This window comes from Candidatus Palauibacter sp. (assembly GCF_965261555.1).
Taxonomy (GTDB): Bacteria; Gemmatimonadota; Gemmatimonadetes; order Palauibacterales; family Palauibacteraceae; genus Palauibacter.
This window is the reverse complement of sequence record NZ_OZ253465.1, coordinates 947,674-964,857: the sequence shown is the minus strand read 5'-3', so window position 1 is coordinate 964,857 and position 17,184 is coordinate 947,674. Positions and strand designations below refer to the sequence as shown.

The window sequence follows — 17,184 nt, the reverse complement described above, 5'->3', positions numbered from 1 at the left end:
CGCGCGGGATCGACGCCGTGTTCGCCGACCTGGACCGCCCGGGCTCGCCGGGCGCCGCCGTGTCCGTGATCCGCGACGGCGAGATCATTCACTCCCGCGGCTACGGCTACGCCCAGATCGAGCACGGCGTCCCCGTCACCCCGCGGACGGTGTTCCACGTCGCCTCCGTGTCGAAGCAGTTCACGGCGATGGCGGTGACGATGCTCGCGGCCGAGGGGGCGCTCTCGCTGGACGACCCCGTGCAGGCGCACCTCGAGTTCGTCCCCGGGTTCGAACATCCGGTCACCGTCCGCCAGATGATCCACCACACGAGCGGGATCCGGGACCAGTGGCAGCTTCTCGGCATCTCCGGCTGGCGCCTCGACGACGTGATCACGACCGAGCAGATCCTCGGCCTCATGTCGCGCCAGCGGGAACTCAACTTCGTGCCCGGTTCCGAGTACCTCTACTCCAACATGGGCTACACTCTCCTCGCCGAGACAGCGGCGGCGGTCGGCGGCACGTCCTTCCCGGAGTTCACGGCCGCGAGGATCTTCCGGCCGCTCGGAATGGACCGAACGCACTTCCACGATGACCACGAACACATTGTCCCCGACCGCGCCTATTCCTACCGGCCGGTCCCGGCGGGCGAAGACGCCCGCGGGGCGACGGAGGGCGCCCGCGCAACGGGCCCCGAGTTCACCAAGGCTGTCCTCAGCTACGCGAACGCGGGGGCGACGAGCCTGTTTACGACGGCGGACGACCTCGCCCGCTGGCTCGACAACTTCCGGCACGAAGCGGTCGGCGGTCCGCAGGTGATGGAGATGATGGCGACGCGCGGGGTCCTGAACAGCGGTGATACTATCCCCTATGCACACGGCCTCAGCATCGGCGACCACCGGGGGCTGCGCACGGTGGGGCACGGGGGCGCCGACGCGGGATTCCGGACGCAGGCGGTCTGGTATCCCGAAGCGAATGTCGGGGTCGTTGTCCTTACCAACGTGGCGAATGGGAACCCGGGCGGGCGCGCGCGGCAGGTGGCCGAGATCGTCCTCGCCGGGGTCTTCCCCGAGGGCGCGCCGGAGGAGGCGGAGGATGACTCGCCCGCGGACGCCGATTCGGAGGCGCCTCCGACACCCGACCGGGCGACGCTCGCCGGATACGCGGGCAGCTACTACAGCCCGGAACTCGACGCCCTGTACCACCTCGAAGTGGGAGAGGGCGGACTCTTCGCGCGCCACATACGCCACGGCGCCATCCCCCTCGAACCGCGGGCAGCCGACGAATTTGCCACAGACCGCTGGTTCATGCGCGAGATCCGCTTCGAGCGCGCGCCGGACGGCGCCGTCACGGAAATGCGGGTCGGCGGGGGCAGGGTCCGGAACCTGCTCTTCGTCAAGCTGACCCGTCCGCTTCCCGGGTAGGAACCCGGCGTCTTCCCGCTGCCATACGGCTTGCGGACAGGCAGATTCATTGCGCGTACTTACCGATTGCGGCATGTTTGCCGCATGAAATTTATGGAGTTGCTTGAAATCGTCGCGGACGAGCCGGTGTTCGAGACCGGATTCCTCCGCAGCGGGCGGGGCTCGGAGCCGGGTCTGGAGGCGCAGCTCAGCCGCTGGCGCGCCGCCGGCAAGGTGCTGCGGCTCCGGCGCGGGTTGTTCGCGCTGGCACCGCCGTACCGGAAGGTGGTTCCGCATCCCTTTCTCGTCGCCAACCGGCTCTCGCCCGGGTCCTACGTGAGCGGGCTGTCGGCGCTCGCCTTCGCGAACGCGATCCCGGAATACGTCCCGGAGGTCACCAGTTGCGGCCCCGCGCGTCCTCACGTGAGAGAGACGCCGCTGGGGCGGTTCTCCTTCCGCTACGTCAAACCGGCGTTGCGAACCGGATATCGGCTCGTGGGCCTCGTCGATGGGCAGAGCGCGTTCGTCGCCCGCCCCGAGAAGGCCTTCCTCGACCTGGCGCACCTGCAGCCGGGCGGCGACGCTCCGGCGTGGATCGACGAGTTGCGCCTGAATTTCGAGGAGCTCTCGCCCGCGCGCCTGCGGGCCATCGCGGCGGCCACCGAGAGTCCGAAGCTGGCCCGCGCCGCGGCCCACGTCATCCGCCGCGCGAGCGATTCGGCGGCGCCATACGAACCCCTGTCCGCCACGTGAAGGACCACCTCCGGGAGCTGGTTCGGGGTCTCGATCCGCACGCCGGGCGCAACGTGATGCGGGAATACCTGCAGGCTCGAATCCTGGAGGGTCTGCAGAGGGTCGGAGCCATGTCGCCGCTGGCGTTCCAGGGCGGCACCGCTCTGCGTTTCCTCTACAGGCTGCCGAGATACTCCGAGGATCTCGACTTCGCCCTCGAAGGACCCCGCGAGAGCTACGATCCGCGGCGCTGGCTGACGTCCATCGCCGCGCAGTTCCGGCGGGAGGGCTACGACGCGAGGGCTTCGCTGCGCGACGCGGAGGCCGTCCACGCCGGGTGGTTCCGTTTCAGGGGACTCCCCCACGAGTTCGGTCTGTCGAGCCACCGCGACGAGACGCTGCGGATCAAGCTCGAGGTGGACACCCGCCCGCCCGCGGGCGCGGTGACGGAGACGCGCCTCGTGCGGCGGCACGTGTCATTGCGGATCCATCACCACGACCGGGCGTCGCTGCTGGCCGGCAAACTCCACGCGGTGCTCCACCGCCCCTGGCTGAAGGGCAGGGACATCTACGATCTCGTCTGGTACCTGAGCGATCCCGCGTGGCCGGTGCCGAACCTCGACCTGCTGAACGCCGCGCGCCGCCAGACGGAGCCCGCGGCGGCGGCGCTCACGGAGGACACGTGGCGGGAGACGGTTGCGGCGAGGGTCGCGGGCGTGGAGTGGACGGCGGTCGAGGCCGATGTCCGCCCCTTCCTGGAGAGCGCAAAAGACGTGCCTGCCCGGAACGATGTGCTGAATCTGCTGGGACCCGACCGCTGACCCGAGACGGACCCGGCCCGGAGGCCTACGAACCGCCGGGGGTCTCCGAGGCGAGGCGGTCGATGACGAGTTGCGTGATGTCGACTCGTTCGCTGAACAGGATGATGATGGGGCTCGTCGCGTTCAGGATCAGGTCGTAATCCAACTCGGCCTGGATCGCTTCGATCACCGGCGCGAGTTCCGCGCGGATCCGCTCCCGTCCGTCGTTCTGCAGCGCGGTCGCTTCCTCCTGCTTGTCCTGCTGGTAGCGCTGGAAGGCCGTGAGGGCGTCCTGATACTCGCGTTCGAGCACGCGTTGCTCGTCGACGGTCAGGCTGTCCGCCTCGGCGACCCGTAGCTCGACCGCGCGCACCGCTTCCTGCCGCGCCTGCAGCTCGGCGGCGAGATCCTGCTGAAAGTCCGTCAGTTGCTGCGCGAGTTCCTGTCCCGCCGGTGACCCGAACGCGGCGGCGTCCAGGTCGATGACGCCGATCCTGAGCGGTGCCTCGTCCGCCTGACCCGCCAGCGTCGTGGGCGCCAGCGCCAGGAGCAGCGCGGCGAACGAAAGCACGAGACGTGCGTACCTTTCCATCGTTCTCCCTCTATTGGAACCTGCCGGAACGGATCTACCCTTGAAGGGGCCGCACCGGCTTCATCGTCACGGAAACATGAAGGTAACGCGATATGTCTGAAGGAACGAAACGCGCGCGCCGCGGTGACCGCGGCCTCCACCTCCTGACGGCGCTGATCCTGGGAGTCGCGGGAGGCGCCGGCGCTCCGGAAGGGGTCGCGGCGCAGGCGGCCGCGGGTGTGGCGGAAGAACCGGCCACGGTCCTGTTCACGAATGCGACGCTCGTCGACGGGACGGGCGCGCCCGGCTATGTCGGCGACGTGCTCATCGAGGGGGGACGCATTGTGGCGCTCGGCTCCCCGGGCTCCGTCGAGGCCCCGCCCGACGCGGAACGGCGCGACCTCACGGGTCTCGTCCTCGCTCCGGGTTTCATCGACATCCACAACCACTCCACGGACCGCCTGTTCGACTTCCCGCTGGCCACGACCCAACTCGCGCAGGGCATCACGACGATCGTCGTCGGAGCCGACGGCTCCTCTCCGTGGCCCATCTCGGACTACCTGGGGCGCATCGACGCACTCCGTCCCACGGTGAACGTCGCGACGCTCGTCGGACACGGGACCGTGCGCAGACTCGCGCTGGGGGAGGACTACCGGCGTAGCGCGACGGACGCCGAGATCGCGGACATGACGGTGCGCGTCGAGCGCGGGATGACGGCGGGCGCGTTCGGCCTCTCGAGCGGACTCGAGTACGATCCCGGTTTCTACTCCACGACGGGCGAGCTGATCGCCGTCGCGCGTGCGGCGGCGGGCCACGGCGGCTTCTACATGACCCACATGCGGGACGAGGAAGAAGGGCTCATGGAGGCCGTGGACGAGGCGATCCGCATCGGGCGCGAGGCGGAGCTCCCGGTGCAGATCTCGCACATCAAGGCGGGGAACGCCTCGGTCTGGGGGCGCGCTCCGGACGTGCTCGAGCGGATCCGGCGGGCGAACGACGAGGGGCTGGACGTGACGGCGGACCAGTACCCGTACGCGGCCTGGCAGTCCGGGCTCGCGATCGTGGTGCGGTCGAGGATGTTCTCGAACCCGGACTCCGTGGCGAAGGGGATCGCGGCGGCCGGCGGCGCGAACCGGCTGCAGATCGTCGCCTTCTGGGACGAACCCGAACTGAACGGGCTGCGGCTCGACGAGATCGCCCGGCGCAGGGGGATGACGGACGTGGAGGCGTACATCTGGATCATGGAGAACGGGGGCTCCGGGCTCATCGGCCACACGATGAACGAGGACGACGTCGATACGTTCATGGCCTCGCCGTGGGTGATGACGTCGAGCGACGGCGGGGTGCGGAGCGCGCACCCGCGCGGCGCCGGGACCTTCCCGCGCGTGCTGGGCCACTACGTGCGGGAGCGCGGCATCCTGACGCTTGAGCGGGCGGTGCAGCGCGCCACCTCGATGCCGGCGCGGCGGCTGGGGCTGAACGACCGCGGGGTGCTGCGCGCGGGGGCCCGGGCGGACCTCGTGATCTTCGACCCGGAGCGCGTGGTGGACCGGTCGACCTTCGACAACGGAACCCGGCAGGCGGAGGGCGTCGAGAGCGTGTGGCTCGGAGGCGTGGAGACCTGGTCCGCCGGGGAGCCGACCGGCGCCCGCCCCGGCCGCGCCATCCGCCGCGCGCGCTGACCGGGCGGCTGGACGCGCACCTCGCGTGCCGGGAGGTGCGGGAGCCTCAGTCGGCGGCAGCCTCCCCGCGCTCGGCGGTCGCGACGATCTCGATGCCGCCGCGGACGTTCTGCTCCACCTCGACGCGCACCCGGCGCGGCGCCACGGCGTAGACCACGTCGTCGGCGATCCGGGCCGCGAGCGTCTCGCAGAACTCTCCCTCGTCCCGGAAGGACCACAGGTAGAATTTAAGCGCCTTCGACTCCAGGCAGCGGTCGCGCGGCTCGTAGTCGATCGTCACCCGCCCGAAGTCCGGCTGTCCCGTCTTCGGGCAGAGCGATGTGAACTCAAGCGCCCGCAGGCGGACGCGCTGAACGTCGGCCGCCGGGATCGCCTCCGCGCGCAGCGTCTCGCGTCCCTCCTCCGGGTCCCGGGGCCGGGGCAGGGGACCGGACGCGGGGAGTCTCGTCATCCGTCCTCCGTCCCTTCGTTCGTTTCTTCCTCCGCCTCTTCATCGTTGCGCGTCATCGCATCGACGGTCGTGGCGGCGGCCATGTGGCCGATGACGTTCGTCGCCGAGCGGAAGACATCGGGCACGCGGTCGATCCCGAGCAGGATCCCGAGTCCGGCCAGCGGCACGCCCACCACATCGAGCGCCGGCACCAGCGACACGATGCTCGCGCTCGGCACCGGCGCCACCGTCATCGCGGCGAGGAAGATCGCGAGGACCGCCGCGGCGATGAGCCCCGCATCGAGCGGGACCCCGTACATGGCCGCGAGGAAGACCAGCGAAGCGCTCTGGAAGAGGGCGCTCCCCGGGCGATTGATCGAGGCGCCGAGCGGGAGGATCAGCGTGTAGCGGTCTCGCCGGAGCCCCAGCTTCTCCGCCTCCTGCAGCATCATCGGCAGCGTGCCCACCGACGTCGTCGTGCTGAAGCCCACCGTGTACGTACCCACGGTGCCGCGGATGAATCGGCCCGCCCGCATGCCGCCGACGAAGCGGACCAGCGGCAGCAGGACGAGACCCTTGAGGATGAAGAGGCCCACGACGACGGCGAGGATGAAGACGGCGAGGTTCTGGAGCAGCGCGAGCCCCGTGCGCGCGATCACCGGCGCGGCGAGGCCGAACACGCCCACGGGGGCCGTCCACAGCACCCAGTTCATGAGCTTGATGAGGGCGTCGCCCGCCGTCTCCGCGAATCCGGTGAGCAACTCCCGCTTCTCCCGCGGCAGCGTCGTCGTGGCCGCCGCGAGGAGGACGATGAAGATGAGGATCGAGAGCAGCGATCCGTCCGCCGCCGCCTGCACCGGGTTCCTCGGCACGAGGTTCACGAGGAAGTTGATCACGCCCGGGTTCGCCGTGTTCAGCTCCGTCGTCGGGGTCGGGGGCGGCACCGGCGCCGTGAAGGTGAGCGCGAAACCCATCACGCCCATCCCGATGAGGATCGCGGGGAGCGTCGTGACCCAGAAGAACCCGACGGAGAGGCCGCCGATCCGCCCCAGCTTGCGGAGGTTCCCGATCCGCGCCACACCGACAAAAACGACCGCGGCCACGAGGGGAATCACGACCATCTGAATCGCGCGCAGGAAGACCTGTCCGAGCGGCGCCACGGCCTCCGCCGCGCGCAGGAGCGCCGGAGATCCGGTGGCGGAGGCGGCGACCCCAAGCCCCAGCCCGAGCGCGAGGCCGATGAGAATGGCGCGGGTGTTCACGTCCCTTCACCTCCTCCGGATGTCCCGGCGGTCCCCGTTTCTCCCCGTTTCCGGAACGCGAGCCACGCGCCGATGGTGAGGACGGGCACGACGTAGTAGACGATGAACCCCCAGGTGATCGTCCCGTATCCCCGGCTGATGAGGTCGATGAGGCCGAGAGGCGTGAGGGAGAGCGCGATCCCGAGGAAGACCGCCGCGACCACCGGCCTCGCCCAACTCGGCATCCCCGCGCCCCGCTCGCGCCGCGTCACGGCGAGCCGTTCGTTCACCGCGTGGATCATCCCGGTCCCGGTCTCGATCAGCGTGCCGAAGAGGATGACCTGGTAAGCGATCTGGAACGTCCTCGACCCGAGCGCCTCGAGGATGAAGTTCGAGGGGACGGTCGCGTCGACGATGGCGGGGTAGTGCGGCACCATGGCGAGGTAGAAGAAGAACGCCGGCAGCATCCCGATGACGCCGGCCAGGAGGCCGGCCCACACGGCCTGGTTCCGGCTCTGGATGTGGCGCACGGTGAACAGCGCCACGGCGGCCGCGGAGAGGTTGTAGCCTCCGTACTGGACCCCCTTCACGAGCCAGTTGCCGTCGAGACTGCTCGTGGCGAAACTCGGGCCCAGCGTGGACCCGAAGCGCACCAGCGACCACACGACGAGCGCCACGAACACGGCGTAGAGCGCGAACGACCAGCCGGCAAAGAAGCGCTCGATCGCGACGCTCCCGTAGAAGAGGAGCAGCGCGACCGCCCCCAGCGCCACGATCACGCCCAGCGCATACGGGAGGCCGAAGGTCTCGTCCACGATCGAGCCCGCCGCCGCCCCGATGACGGCGAGCACGAGGAGGGTCAGCAGTACGTACGTGACCTCGAACAGCACCCAGGACGGCCCGAGCAGGCGCTTGAAGAAGTTGCGGTACTCGTAGCTGCGGAACTGGCGCGCGAGTTCGAACGTGACGGCGCACACCGCGCTCCAGATCGCCGTCGAGAGGGCCATGGCGGCGAGCCCGGGCGTGGGACCGATGGAGAGGAAGAACTCGACGTTCTCCCGCCCCGTGCCGTATCCGCCGGCGATCACGGCCGACTGGAAGACGAGCCCCGGCAGCAGATAGCGGCGGAACCAGGGAGCTTTCACGCTGGCGTCCCTTTCTCTCGGCCGGCCCCTGCCCCAAGGTTTCGCCCGTCAGCGAGGGGCGAGTCGACCCGGGCGCCGGGTGCCGGCGGCCACATGCGACCCGCCAAGCTAGAGGCCGGGGATGGAACGAGACAGACGCGAGACGTTCGGCTCCCGCTTCGGGCTCGTGGCCACGATGATCGGCGTCGCCGTCGGTCTCGGGAACGTGTGGCGCTTCCCGTACATGGTCGGCGAGTTCGGCGGGGCTCCCTTCGTAGCCTTCTACGTCCTGGCCGTGGTGCTGATCGGCGTTCCCGCGCTCATGGCGGAATGGACGCTGGGCCGGCACACGCGCCGCGGCCCGGTCGGCGCGTTCGAGTCGGGCGGTCTCCCCTTCGGCCGCGCCCTTGGCTGGATCTTCTTCGTCGGCGTCACCGCCGCCACCGGCTACTACTCGAACGCGCTCGGCTGGGTGCTGTACCACGCCCTGGCCGGGCTGCTCTCCGGCGTCGGGGTCGAGATCGACGCCGCGGCGATTCTGCCCCCGGACGAGGGGTTCTCCCTCCGCTCCTTCCTGCTGCAGTGCGCCTGCACCGGGGCCGTCCTCCTCACCTGCGCCGCGGTGCTGCGGCGCGGGCTGCGGCGCGGGATCGAGAAAGCGAGCCGCTTCATCGTTCCGGCGCTCCTCGCCGGGCTCGTGATCCTCATCGCCCGCTCTCTGACGCTGCCGGGGGCCGGAGAGGGTCTCCGCTGGTACCTGGGCGCCTTCGATCCCGGCGCGCTCACGCCGCCCGTCATGCTGGGGGCGCTGGGTCAGGCGATCTTCAGCCTCTCGCTGGGCGGCACCTTCATGGTCGTGTACGGCTCCTACCTGAACCGCGACGACCCCCTGCGCGGCAACGCCGTCTTCACCGCGGGCGGCGACCTCTGCGCCGGACTCATGGCGGGGCTCGCCATCTTCCCCGCCGTGTTCGCGTTCGGACTCGAGCCGGCGAGCGGCCCCGGTCTCCTCTTCGTCACGCTGCCCGAGGTGTTCGGCCGGATCCCCGCCGGGGCCGTGTTCGGGACGCTCTTCTTCCTGGCCCTGTTCGGGGGCGCCTACCTGTCGGATGTGGCGGCGCTGGAAGTCCTCGTGGCGGGCGTCACCGACAACACCGGGATCGGCCGCCCGCGCGCGGTCACGCTGACGACCGTGGTCGTATTCGCGTTCGCGCTGCCCCCGATGACCAACATGAACGTGTTCACGCCCTGGGATCTAACCTTCGGATCGGGCTTCCAGACGCTCGGCGCGCTGCTCTCGGTCGTCGCCGTGGGGTGGGCCCTGGACCGCTCCGAAGTGCTGCGGCAGCTGGCGGCGGGCGAGGACGGGCGCGCGAAGCGGGGCGTGCCGGCGATCTGGCTCTACTACTGGCTCCGTTTCGTGATCCCCGCCGCGATCCTCGCCGTCGGCGCCTGGTGGCTCCTCACCGACGTGCTGGGCGTCTTCGCCGGGGCGTGACTCCGCGCGGGCGACGGTTCGACATGTGCTCGGCGTCTTCACCCCGGGCCGTGATCCCTCGCTGAGCATGAGTTATCATGATTCGGCCATCCTATTCCGGCCATCAGTGGAAGGCGGAGACTATGAGGCGATTCGCAGCCACGCTCCCGGGGGCCGTGTCGGCGCTCGCTCTCGCCGCGAGCGGCGTCGCTGCCCAGCAACTCGGCGAAGTCTGCCCCGGCGCGCAGCCGGGCACGGGGGCGGTGTGGGGCCTCGTAACGGACGCGGACGCGGGCATCGGCTTGCCCGGCGCGACGGTCGTCGCGACGTGGGAGACGGATGGCGACGCGGCGCGGACCGAGGGACAGACCGCGCTCGACGGCAGCTACGTGCTCTGCAATGTTCCACTCGGGGTCGAGGTGTCCGTTCAACCCATCGTGGCGACCCTGAGCGGGGCCGTCGTCGTCTCGACTCTCACGGACGATTTCCTGCAGGTGAACCTCGGTTTCAGGCTGGCGGATGCCGGCGACGACGGCCGCTTGTGGGGCTGTCCCGGCTCCCGTGACGATCCATCCGGCGGCAGGGCCGTCTCGCGCCTCCTGCGCTGCGACTCCGACTGGGGGGAACTCGAGGCGTGTCCCCGGGAGGAGCACGGCGACGTGGAGGCGGATCTTCCCGTCGTGTCGCGGGTCGAGGTGCTCAGCGCCTCGGAGGTCGCCCGGCTTCAGTCCGAGATGCGCAGGCAGAGGGGAATGACCGGCCTCGGTTCCGGTCCGGGGTTCCGCGAAGCCGTCGAGGAACTGGTGGCCGAGGCGAAGCGGCTGGGAGCCAATGCGCTGATCGACTGGGAACGGGAAGGGGCGACGCTGACGGCGCGGGCCGTCACGATCTCGGTGGACCCCTCCACCTGCAGCTGACGCGCGGGAACTCCGGGTCGAACCCGATGGCCTACTTCGTCCAGATCGCGACCACGCCGCACCGCGAGCCGGGTCCCGTGAACTCGGCCGGCAACGACGCCGCGCCCTTGAACACCTCGACGCCTGCGATGTCAACGGGCGACACCCACGCGTCGGCCTCGCCCAGCTCGCTGATGAGGATGCCGTCGAGGTAGACTTGCATGAGACAACGCGAGCCGGAACCGGTGGCCAGCCGCGTCGTGTACAGTCTGCAGGTGCGCGAACCCAGACGACAGACGCGTCGGATCGACGCTTCCTCCATGATCATGTCGGATATGAGCACCGGATTGCGACGCTCGATATCCGCCACGGTGTAGAACGCACCGAGGCCGAGGAGTTCGCCCCAGCGTTTCCGCTCGTAGAAGCCCTTGATCTCCAGCCGGCGCAGGCGCACGGCCGTCGCCACGAGCGGTTCCATCTCGAGCGGAGCCGGTACGAGGCCGATCTGGACGTCCGTGGTGGCGCCGCGGGCCACATTGACCATGTGCCGCAGCGGGGCGTACCCGAGATGCCGCACGGACAACTCGTACACGCCTACCGGCACCTCGCTGAGGATGAACCCGCCCTGCCGGTTCGTCTGAACTTCCTGCGAACGGCCCCGGAGGGACACCGCGGCCGCGGTCACCGGAGCGTTGCTGAGGGCGTCCGTCACCGTGCCCAGCAGACGCCCGTTCTCGACCGAAGCGACGCGAAGTCTGAGGACGACGTCCTGCGATGCCGCGAACCTGACGTTGACTTCGGTTTCGTCGCTGGAGGCGTCCCCGAACTCCGCCCGCAGGTTCGCTTGACGGACGCCATCGGGGACGCAGAAAACAAGTCGACCGTCGGACCCGGCCTGCCCGCGCATCGGCCTGCTCAACGCATCCGTGTCTTCCGACGCCAGGATCACGGTCGCAAACGGAATCGGAATCGAGCCGGACTCGTCCACGACGGCGACCCCAAGGGAAAGGTCGGCGCCGCAGTCTTCCGCCTCCTGTCCAACGAGCCCGCCGGCCCCCAAAGCGAACTGCAGTGCGCCGAACACGACGCCGGTGCGCAGCGTCGCGTCGCCCGCTGCCACGGCGATGACGTGGTGGGTCGGTCTCCGGGTGCGTGCCCACCTTTGACTCATTGACGACCTCCGGAGGGTGCCCTTGAATGAGCTCTGCCACGGAAAACAACTGCACCACAGCGGCACCAGTAACCAGCCTGAGGTGCGGCTGCACGATAGACTGACGTCGAACCGACCCGCGAGGTCACTCGTCACGTCGGCCGCACTTGCTACGCGGCGCGACGATTGGTGAGGTTGGCCCTGAGATCCGGGTGCGCCGCCGGGGGTGCGTCCGTCCGCGGCGAAACCCCGTTGGACCGGATCCGGGCCATCGCGACGAGGAATTGAAGATCCGCTACATCGCGCTTCTGGGGCTTGGCGCCCTTCTCCTACTGCCGGGCCCGACGCTCGGTCAGGAAGCCGTACACCGAGTCTCGCTCGCGACGGCCCTCGAGGCGTTCGCCGAGAACAGCCTCGCGCTGAGGATCGCGCGCTCCGAGGCCGCCGAGATCGCGGGAGCCGCGCGCCAGTCACGAGCCTGGTTCAACCCGTCGGTCTCGGCCAGGCGCGACGACCTCGACCGGAATGGCGACGAGTACTGGGAGGAGAATCTGCTCCTCTTTCAACCTCTGGAATGGCCCGGCCGGACCGCCGCCCGCTACCGGGCGGCCGCCCATACGATCGAAGCCGGCACCGCCCGGTTCCGCAGCGACTCGACCCGGCTCGCCTTCGAGGTTCGCGAGGCCTGGGCGCTCGCGTGGTTTGCGGAAGCGGCGGAACTCACGGCGCGGCAGGCCGTGGAGGTGGTCCAGGAGGCGGCCGAGGATGCGGAGATCCGCCTGGAGGAAGGGGACATCTCCGCCTACGAAACGCGCCGGTTGCGACTGGAACGGGTGCAGGCCGAGCAGGATGTGGCGGAGGCCGAACTCCGGTCCCGCGACGCCCGAAGGCGCCTCGCCGCGCTGATCCTGCCCGGGACCGGAATCGAGGAGGTCGGACCGTCTGCGGCGCTGGAAGGACTGCCGCCTCCGGTGACTCGCGAAGCCGCACTCGGCGCGATGTTCGAGCGGCCGGACCTGGAGGCCGCGGCCCGGGATCTGGACGCCGCGCAGGCCGAACTCGCCGTTGCGAGGTCCGGCTGGATGCCCGATCCGACCGTCAGTCTGGGATATCGACGGCAGGAGGGCGGATTCCAGGGACTCAGCCTGGGTCTCGATCTCCCGCTGCCGTTGTTCGATCGCGGAGGGGGAAACCGGCAGGCGGCCGACGCCCGGAGCGCCGCGGCCGCCCATCGCCTCGACCTCCGGAGACGGTTGGCGGAGAACGATCTCCTGACGGCCTCGGACCGCTACGCCTCCAGTCGCGCCCGTCTCGCAACGGCGGCCGACGGCCTGTTGGCGGATGCCGAAGCGCTGCTCGCCTCGGCGACGGCGGCGTACGGAGAGAACGAAATGTCGCTCCTGGAGTTGCTCGACGCGGCGAGGGCCTTCCGGAGCGCGCGGCTCAGCGCCCTCTCCATGCGATCCGCGGCGTGGATCGACTACTGGGACCTCCTGCGCGCCATGGGACGGACCCCGCAGGGCGAACGATGAACCGGAGCTTCGTCCGCCGCTGATGCTCCACCCGCGGGTCGACGCTAGATTGGACATATGCACCCGCACGAACTGACGCCCGCACAGCGCGCGGCCGCCGAAAACCCGGACGGGCTCCCCGGGCTCGCCGACGCCGAATTCACGGCGCTGGGCCGCCGCGCGCGCCGGGTCGAGGGGCTCCGCAAGTCGACCGGCCGCGAGATCTACACGGACGACATCGTCCTGCCGGGGATGCTGCACGGGAAGATCCTCCGCTCCACGGAGGCGCACGCCCGGATCGTGTCCATCGACACGACCGAAGCCGAGGCCCTCGAAGGCGTGCACGGCGTCATCACCGGGCGGGACCTGCCGACGCCGTACGGGATCATCCCGTGGACTCGCGACGAGCACGCGCTCTGCGTCGACAAGGTGCGCTTCATCGGCGACGCGGTGGCGGCGGTGGCCGCGGTCGACGAAGACACGGCGAACGCGGCGCTCGAGCGGATTCATGTCGAGTACGCGCCGCTTCCCGTCTATCTCTCGCCCGAGGAGTCGCTGACGCCCGAGGCCGCCGCGGAGCCCATCCACGCGCCGCGCAAGCCGGGGGCGAACGGCAACGTCCTCAAGCATGTCCACCTCGAGTTCGGGGATGTGGATGCGCAGATGGCGGAGGCGGACGTCACCATCGAGGGGGAGTACTTCTTCCACGGGACGACGCACACGCCGATCGAACCCCACTGCGCGATCTCCCGACTCAACCCGGAGGGCGTGCTCGAGGTGTGGTCCTCGACGCAGGTCCCGCATTACCTGCAGCGGGAGCTGGCGCGGGTGCTCGACCACGACGTGGCGAAGGTGCGGGTCGTGCAGCCGGCCGTGGGCGGGGCCTTCGGCGGCAAGTCCGAGCCGTTCGATCTCGAGTTCTGCGTCGCGCTCCTCGCGATGCGGACCGGCCGTCCGGTGAAGATCCTCTACACGCGCGAAGAACTCTTCTACTCGCACCGCGGCCGCCACCCCATGCGCATGAAGTACCGGCTCGGCGCCTCGCGCAACGGGAAGCTCAGGGCGCTCGACGCCCACACGATCCTGGACGGCGGCGCCTACGCCTCGTTCGGCCTCGTGACCACGTACTACTCGGGACAACTCCTCACCGCGCCCTGCCATATCGAGTCCTACCGCTTCGACTCGACGCGCGTGTACACGAACGTCGCGCCGTGCGGCCCCAAGCGCGGCCACGGCTCGGTGCAGCCGCGCTTCGCGTACGAGATCTCGCTCGACAAGCTGGCCGGGAAGCTCGGCCTCGACCCGTTCGAACTCCGCCGCCGCAACTTCATGGGCACGGGTCGGACGGTGAACGAGTTCAGGGTCCGGTCCAACGGTTTCCTGGAGTGCCTGGAGGCGGTCGAGCGGGCCAGCGACTGGAAGACGCGCTACCGGCGGCTGCCGACAGGTCGCGGCCTCGGGATGGCCGCCTCGTCCTACATCTCCGGCACGAACTACCCCATCTATCCGAACGAGATGCCCCAGGCCGCGGTGCAGGTGCAGATCGAGCGCTCCGGCCGGGTGGCGATCCTGCACGGCGCGTCGGAGATCGGGCAGGGTTCCGACTCCACCATGGCTTACATCGCCTGCGAGGAACTCGGCGTCCCGCTCGAGTACGTGCGCGTCTTCTCCGCCGACACGGACCTCACGCCGGTGGACCTGGGGGCCTACTCCTCGCGCGAGACCGTGATGGTGGGAAACGCCTGTCTCGAGGCCTGCCGCGCGCTTCGAGCGCAGGTGACGGAAGCGGTCGGCGAGGTCTGGAGCGTGCCGGCCGGCCGGGTGCGTCTGGCGCGCGGCTGGGCCTTCGATGTCGATGCCCCGGAGGACGCCGACCGCCGCATCCCCATTTCGGAAGCGTTCAACATCGCCGAAGCGAAGTTCGGCCTGCTGGGCGCCGTCGGCTCCTACGACACGCCGAAGGATGTCCACGGCGACTACCGCGGCGGCACGATCGGATCGTCACCCGCCTATTCCTTCACCGCGCACGTGGCCGAAGTCGAGGTCGAGGAGGACACGGGGGTCGTCGACGTGAAGAACATCTGGGTGGCGCACGACTGCGGCCGCGCGCTCAATCCCGTGCTCGTCGAAGGCCAGATCGAGGGCTCCGCCTACATGGGATTCGCGGAAGCGATCTTCGAGGAACAGCTCTTCCGCGAGGGAGAGGTGGAGGGAGGGCTGCACACGTCGCCGTCGCTGTTGGACTACCGGATCCCCACTTCCATGGACTGCCCCGAGTTCGAGGCGCTCATCGTCGAGTCGGTGGATCCGGAAGGCCCCTACGGCGCGAAGGAGGCGGGGGAGGGTCCGCTCCACCCATCGCTCCCCGCGATCGCGAACGCGATATACGACGCGGTGGGAGTGAGGATCGACGAGCTCCCGTTCACGCCGCAGCGCGTGTGGAAGGCCCTGCGCGCGCACGCCGCCGCCGCGAGCCGCGAGGACGTGGCCTGAACCCGTCGCGCACCACGCCGGGATGAAGCAGTTCGTCCGACAACTCGGCGTCGAGACGCGGGGGAAGGGCCTGTATGAGATCACCCGTCCCGTCCTCGAGTGGGCGGCGGGGCTCGAGATCGAGACGGGCATGCTCACCGTCTACATCCGCCACACGTCGGCGTCTCTGACGATCCAGGAGAACGCGGACCCGGACGTACTCCACGACCTCTCGAACTTCTTCGCCCGTCTCGTTCCGGAAGGCGACCGCCACTACCGGCACACGATGGAGGGGCCGGATGACATGCCGGCGCACATCCGGTCGGCTTTGACCCAGACGCACCTGGCCGTCCCGGTCGTCGACGGAGCGCCGGCTCTCGGAACCTGGCAGGGGATCTTCCTCTTCGAGCATCGGAGCCGGCCCCACCGGCGAACGGTCGTGCTGCATGTCCTCGGGGAATAGCAGCCTTACTTGGAGCCGTGTCTTCCGATAGCCGCGAAGTCGAGATCGACCACGAACTCGCCCGAATCCGCGTCGCGCTCGAAGACGATGAACCCGAGTTCCGCAAGCCGCGTGAGTTCCCGGCGAAAAGTCCGTGAAGTTACGTCGCGATACACGGTTCGGACGAAGGGCGAATCGATCAGCTCGCCGAGGGGGAGTTGCCGCGACGGGTTTTCCGAGAAGGGATCCGTCGGCTCCGTCTCCTCGAGGAGAAAACCCAGGAGGCCATGCTCCCGATCGTTGATGAGACGGCGGCGCTTGCTCACTCGCTTGTCGCGCGCCCAGGCCAGCGTCTGGCGGTAGACCAGGCGGTTCAGCTTCGAGTTGATGAAGGCGTTGATTCCGCGCAACTCGGCGTCGAAGCCACGCAGCCCGAACGCCACGAAGGGGGTGACATCGAATGGTTGCACCCTGCGGCACTCCTGCAGACGCCTCTTGTAAAGATCTCCGTTGCGGTAGAAGTAGTTCGAGAGTCCGTAGAAACCATGGACGTTGTATCCTCCTTCAAAGAGGATGGCGGCCTCGACCAGTCTCGACACGCGGCCGTTTCCATCTCCGAACGGATGGATGGTTACCAGGAAGAAATGGGCGAGCAGCGCCCTGACCACCGGATGTTCATCCCGCACGCGCCGAGAGTTGACGAAGACCACGAAGTCGTCCAGAAGTTGCGGGAGCTCCTCGTGAGGTGCTCCGAGGTGGACTCCGCCCAGTTCCGGCGTACCCACCTGAACGCCGTATACTCGCAGCCGACCGGGTACGTTGTTCACGTCATCCGAGCCCGTGGTGAGCAATTCGTGCATTCGGAGGATGTCCGCCACCGCCAGCGGCGCCTCGCCGGGTCCGAACCGTTCGCGAACCCAGTTCTGGGCGGCGTCGGCATTCTCGATCTGCCGAGACTCCCTGGTTGTGGAGTCCGCTTCGGTCTTACGATCCAGCAGCTCGCGCACCTGCGCTTCCGACAGCGGGTTGCCTTCAAGGGCGGTCGTGCCGCGGATCGTCCTGATGCGGTTCAATCGGTCGAGCTGGTCCCTCCAATCCGGGGGCAGCAGAAGGTTCTCGACGGCCTTCCGGCTCGCCTCGATTTCGATGAGAAGGGCGGCCAAGCCGGGCCCGTCGAGGCGGTATTCGAAGCTGAATGTCTGCCAATCCATACTTGAGGGCGCTTTGTCTGACACCTTACGTGACACGTTATCTGACACAAATATAACATCTGT

General features: G+C 69.2%; 15 protein-coding genes. 9 read left to right on the top strand and 6 right to left on the bottom strand.

The window, feature by feature from the left end; genetic code table 11:
• The first annotated feature begins 17 nt into the window (after nucleotides 1–17).
• From ACQY5G_RS04095 to ACQY5G_RS04085, 3 genes are all read left to right on the top strand, one after another.
• Nucleotides 18–1,403, top strand: coding sequence for a serine hydrolase domain-containing protein (locus ACQY5G_RS04095; protein ID WP_428277264.1), 1,386 nt, complete (start codon nucleotides 18–20; stop codon nucleotides 1,401–1,403).
• Between the two features lie 84 nt (nucleotides 1,404–1,487).
• The gene (locus tag ACQY5G_RS04090) at nucleotides 1,488–2,135 is read left to right on the top strand and encodes a type IV toxin-antitoxin system AbiEi family antitoxin domain-containing protein (RefSeq protein ID WP_428277262.1); all 648 of its coding nucleotides are present in this window, start codon (nucleotides 1,488–1,490) and stop codon (nucleotides 2,133–2,135) included.
• Nucleotides 2,132–2,935 carry a nucleotidyl transferase AbiEii/AbiGii toxin family protein gene (locus ACQY5G_RS04085; RefSeq protein WP_428277260.1) on the top strand — a complete coding sequence of 268 codons (804 nt, stop codon included), beginning with the start codon at nucleotides 2,132–2,134 and terminating at the stop codon, nucleotides 2,933–2,935. The genes ACQY5G_RS04090 and ACQY5G_RS04085 overlap by 4 nt, the downstream gene beginning before the upstream one ends.
• A gap of 25 nt (nucleotides 2,936–2,960) precedes the next feature.
• On the opposite strand, the gene ACQY5G_RS04080 is transcribed toward ACQY5G_RS04085, so the two are convergent.
• Nucleotides 2,961–3,506, bottom strand: a complete 546-nt coding sequence (locus ACQY5G_RS04080) for an OmpH family outer membrane protein (protein WP_428277258.1) — start codon at nucleotides 3,504–3,506, stop codon at nucleotides 2,961–2,963.
• Nucleotides 3,507–3,598: 92 nt separating this feature from the next.
• On the opposite strand from ACQY5G_RS04080, the gene ACQY5G_RS04075 reads away from it, so the two are divergent.
• Complete coding sequence (locus ACQY5G_RS04075) at nucleotides 3,599–5,167, top strand: N-acyl-D-amino-acid deacylase family protein (RefSeq protein ID WP_428277256.1); 1,569 nt, start codon at nucleotides 3,599–3,601, stop codon at nucleotides 5,165–5,167.
• Nucleotides 5,168–5,213: 46 nt separating this feature from the next.
• Here the strand turns inward: ACQY5G_RS04075 and queF are convergent, their stop codons facing one another.
• From queF to ACQY5G_RS04060, 3 genes are read right to left on the bottom strand one after another with little or no spacing between them, the layout of a single operon-like run.
• Nucleotides 5,214–5,618: a preQ(1) synthase gene (queF, locus tag ACQY5G_RS04070; protein ID WP_310781713.1), complete on the bottom strand. Its 405-nt coding sequence runs from the start codon at nucleotides 5,616–5,618 to the stop codon at nucleotides 5,214–5,216.
• A complete protein-coding gene (locus ACQY5G_RS04065) occupies nucleotides 5,615–6,859 on the bottom strand; it encodes a dicarboxylate/amino acid:cation symporter (RefSeq protein WP_428277253.1) in 1,245 nt (414 codons plus the stop codon). Before ACQY5G_RS04065 ends, queF begins: the two co-directional genes overlap by 4 nt.
• Complete coding sequence (locus ACQY5G_RS04060; RefSeq protein ID WP_428277251.1) at nucleotides 6,856–7,983, bottom strand: YkvI family membrane protein; 1,128 nt, start codon at nucleotides 7,981–7,983, stop codon at nucleotides 6,856–6,858. Before ACQY5G_RS04060 ends, ACQY5G_RS04065 begins: the two co-directional genes overlap by 4 nt.
• Nucleotides 7,984–8,104: 121 nt before the next feature.
• On the opposite strand from ACQY5G_RS04060, the gene ACQY5G_RS04055 reads away from it, so the two are divergent.
• Together ACQY5G_RS04055 and ACQY5G_RS04050 are read left to right on the top strand one after the other, a co-directional pair.
• Complete coding sequence (locus tag ACQY5G_RS04055) at nucleotides 8,105–9,460, top strand: sodium-dependent transporter (RefSeq protein ID WP_428277249.1); 1,356 nt, start codon at nucleotides 8,105–8,107, stop codon at nucleotides 9,458–9,460.
• A 122-nt stretch (nucleotides 9,461–9,582) separates the two neighbouring features.
• Nucleotides 9,583–10,356, top strand: coding sequence for a hypothetical protein (locus ACQY5G_RS04050; protein WP_428277247.1), 774 nt, complete (start codon nucleotides 9,583–9,585; stop codon nucleotides 10,354–10,356).
• A 31-nt stretch (nucleotides 10,357–10,387) separates the two neighbouring features.
• Here ACQY5G_RS04050 and ACQY5G_RS04045 read toward each other — a convergent pair whose 3' ends face one another.
• The gene (locus ACQY5G_RS04045; RefSeq protein ID WP_428277245.1) at nucleotides 10,388–11,506 is read right to left on the bottom strand and encodes a carboxypeptidase regulatory-like domain-containing protein; all 1,119 of its coding nucleotides are present in this window, start codon (nucleotides 11,504–11,506) and stop codon (nucleotides 10,388–10,390) included.
• A 263-nt stretch (nucleotides 11,507–11,769) separates the two neighbouring features.
• On the opposite strand from ACQY5G_RS04045, the gene ACQY5G_RS04040 reads away from it, so the two are divergent.
• Genes ACQY5G_RS04040 through ACQY5G_RS04030 form a run of 3 tightly spaced genes read left to right on the top strand, consistent with a single transcriptional unit; the run spans nucleotide 11,770 to nucleotide 15,931 of the window.
• Nucleotides 11,770–13,017, top strand: a complete 1,248-nt coding sequence (locus ACQY5G_RS04040; protein WP_428277243.1) for a TolC family protein — start codon at nucleotides 11,770–11,772, stop codon at nucleotides 13,015–13,017.
• A 57-nt stretch (nucleotides 13,018–13,074) separates the two neighbouring features.
• Nucleotides 13,075–15,489 (top strand): xanthine dehydrogenase family protein molybdopterin-binding subunit, encoded by a 2,415-nt coding sequence (locus tag ACQY5G_RS04035; protein WP_428277241.1) that lies wholly within the window; start codon nucleotides 13,075–13,077, stop codon nucleotides 15,487–15,489.
• Nucleotides 15,490–15,511: 22 nt separating this feature from the next.
• Nucleotides 15,512–15,931, top strand: coding sequence for a secondary thiamine-phosphate synthase enzyme YjbQ (locus tag ACQY5G_RS04030; RefSeq protein ID WP_428277239.1), 420 nt, complete (start codon nucleotides 15,512–15,514; stop codon nucleotides 15,929–15,931).
• Nucleotides 15,932–15,936: 5 nt separating this feature from the next.
• Here ACQY5G_RS04030 and ACQY5G_RS04025 read toward each other — a convergent pair whose 3' ends face one another.
• Nucleotides 15,937–17,121: a Fic family protein gene (locus tag ACQY5G_RS04025; RefSeq protein WP_428277237.1), complete on the bottom strand. Its 1,185-nt coding sequence runs from the start codon at nucleotides 17,119–17,121 to the stop codon at nucleotides 15,937–15,939.
• Nucleotides 17,122–17,184 lie beyond the last annotated feature (63 nt).

Coding starts and splice junctions, on each gene's coding strand:
- ACQY5G_RS04035 (WP_428277241.1), top strand. CDS start 13,075: ATGCACCCGCACGAACTGACGCCCGCACAGCGCGCGGCCGCCGAAAAC.
- ACQY5G_RS04050 (WP_428277247.1), top strand. CDS start 9,583: ATGAGGCGATTCGCAGCCACGCTCCCGGGGGCCGTGTCGGCGCTCGCT.
- ACQY5G_RS04025 (WP_428277237.1), bottom strand. CDS start 17,121: ATGGATTGGCAGACATTCAGCTTCGAATACCGCCTCGACGGGCCCGGC.
- ACQY5G_RS04055 (WP_428277249.1), top strand. CDS start 8,105: ATGGAACGAGACAGACGCGAGACGTTCGGCTCCCGCTTCGGGCTCGTG.
- ACQY5G_RS04045 (WP_428277245.1), bottom strand. CDS start 11,506: ATGAGTCAAAGGTGGGCACGCACCCGGAGACCGACCCACCACGTCATC.
- queF (WP_310781713.1), bottom strand. CDS start 5,618: ATGACGAGACTCCCCGCGTCCGGTCCCCTGCCCCGGCCCCGGGACCCG.
- ACQY5G_RS04090 (WP_428277262.1), top strand. CDS start 1,488: ATGAAATTTATGGAGTTGCTTGAAATCGTCGCGGACGAGCCGGTGTTC.
- ACQY5G_RS04075 (WP_428277256.1), top strand. CDS start 3,599: ATGTCTGAAGGAACGAAACGCGCGCGCCGCGGTGACCGCGGCCTCCAC.
- ACQY5G_RS04080 (WP_428277258.1), bottom strand. CDS start 3,506: ATGGAAAGGTACGCACGTCTCGTGCTTTCGTTCGCCGCGCTGCTCCTG.
- ACQY5G_RS04030 (WP_428277239.1), top strand. CDS start 15,512: ATGAAGCAGTTCGTCCGACAACTCGGCGTCGAGACGCGGGGGAAGGGC.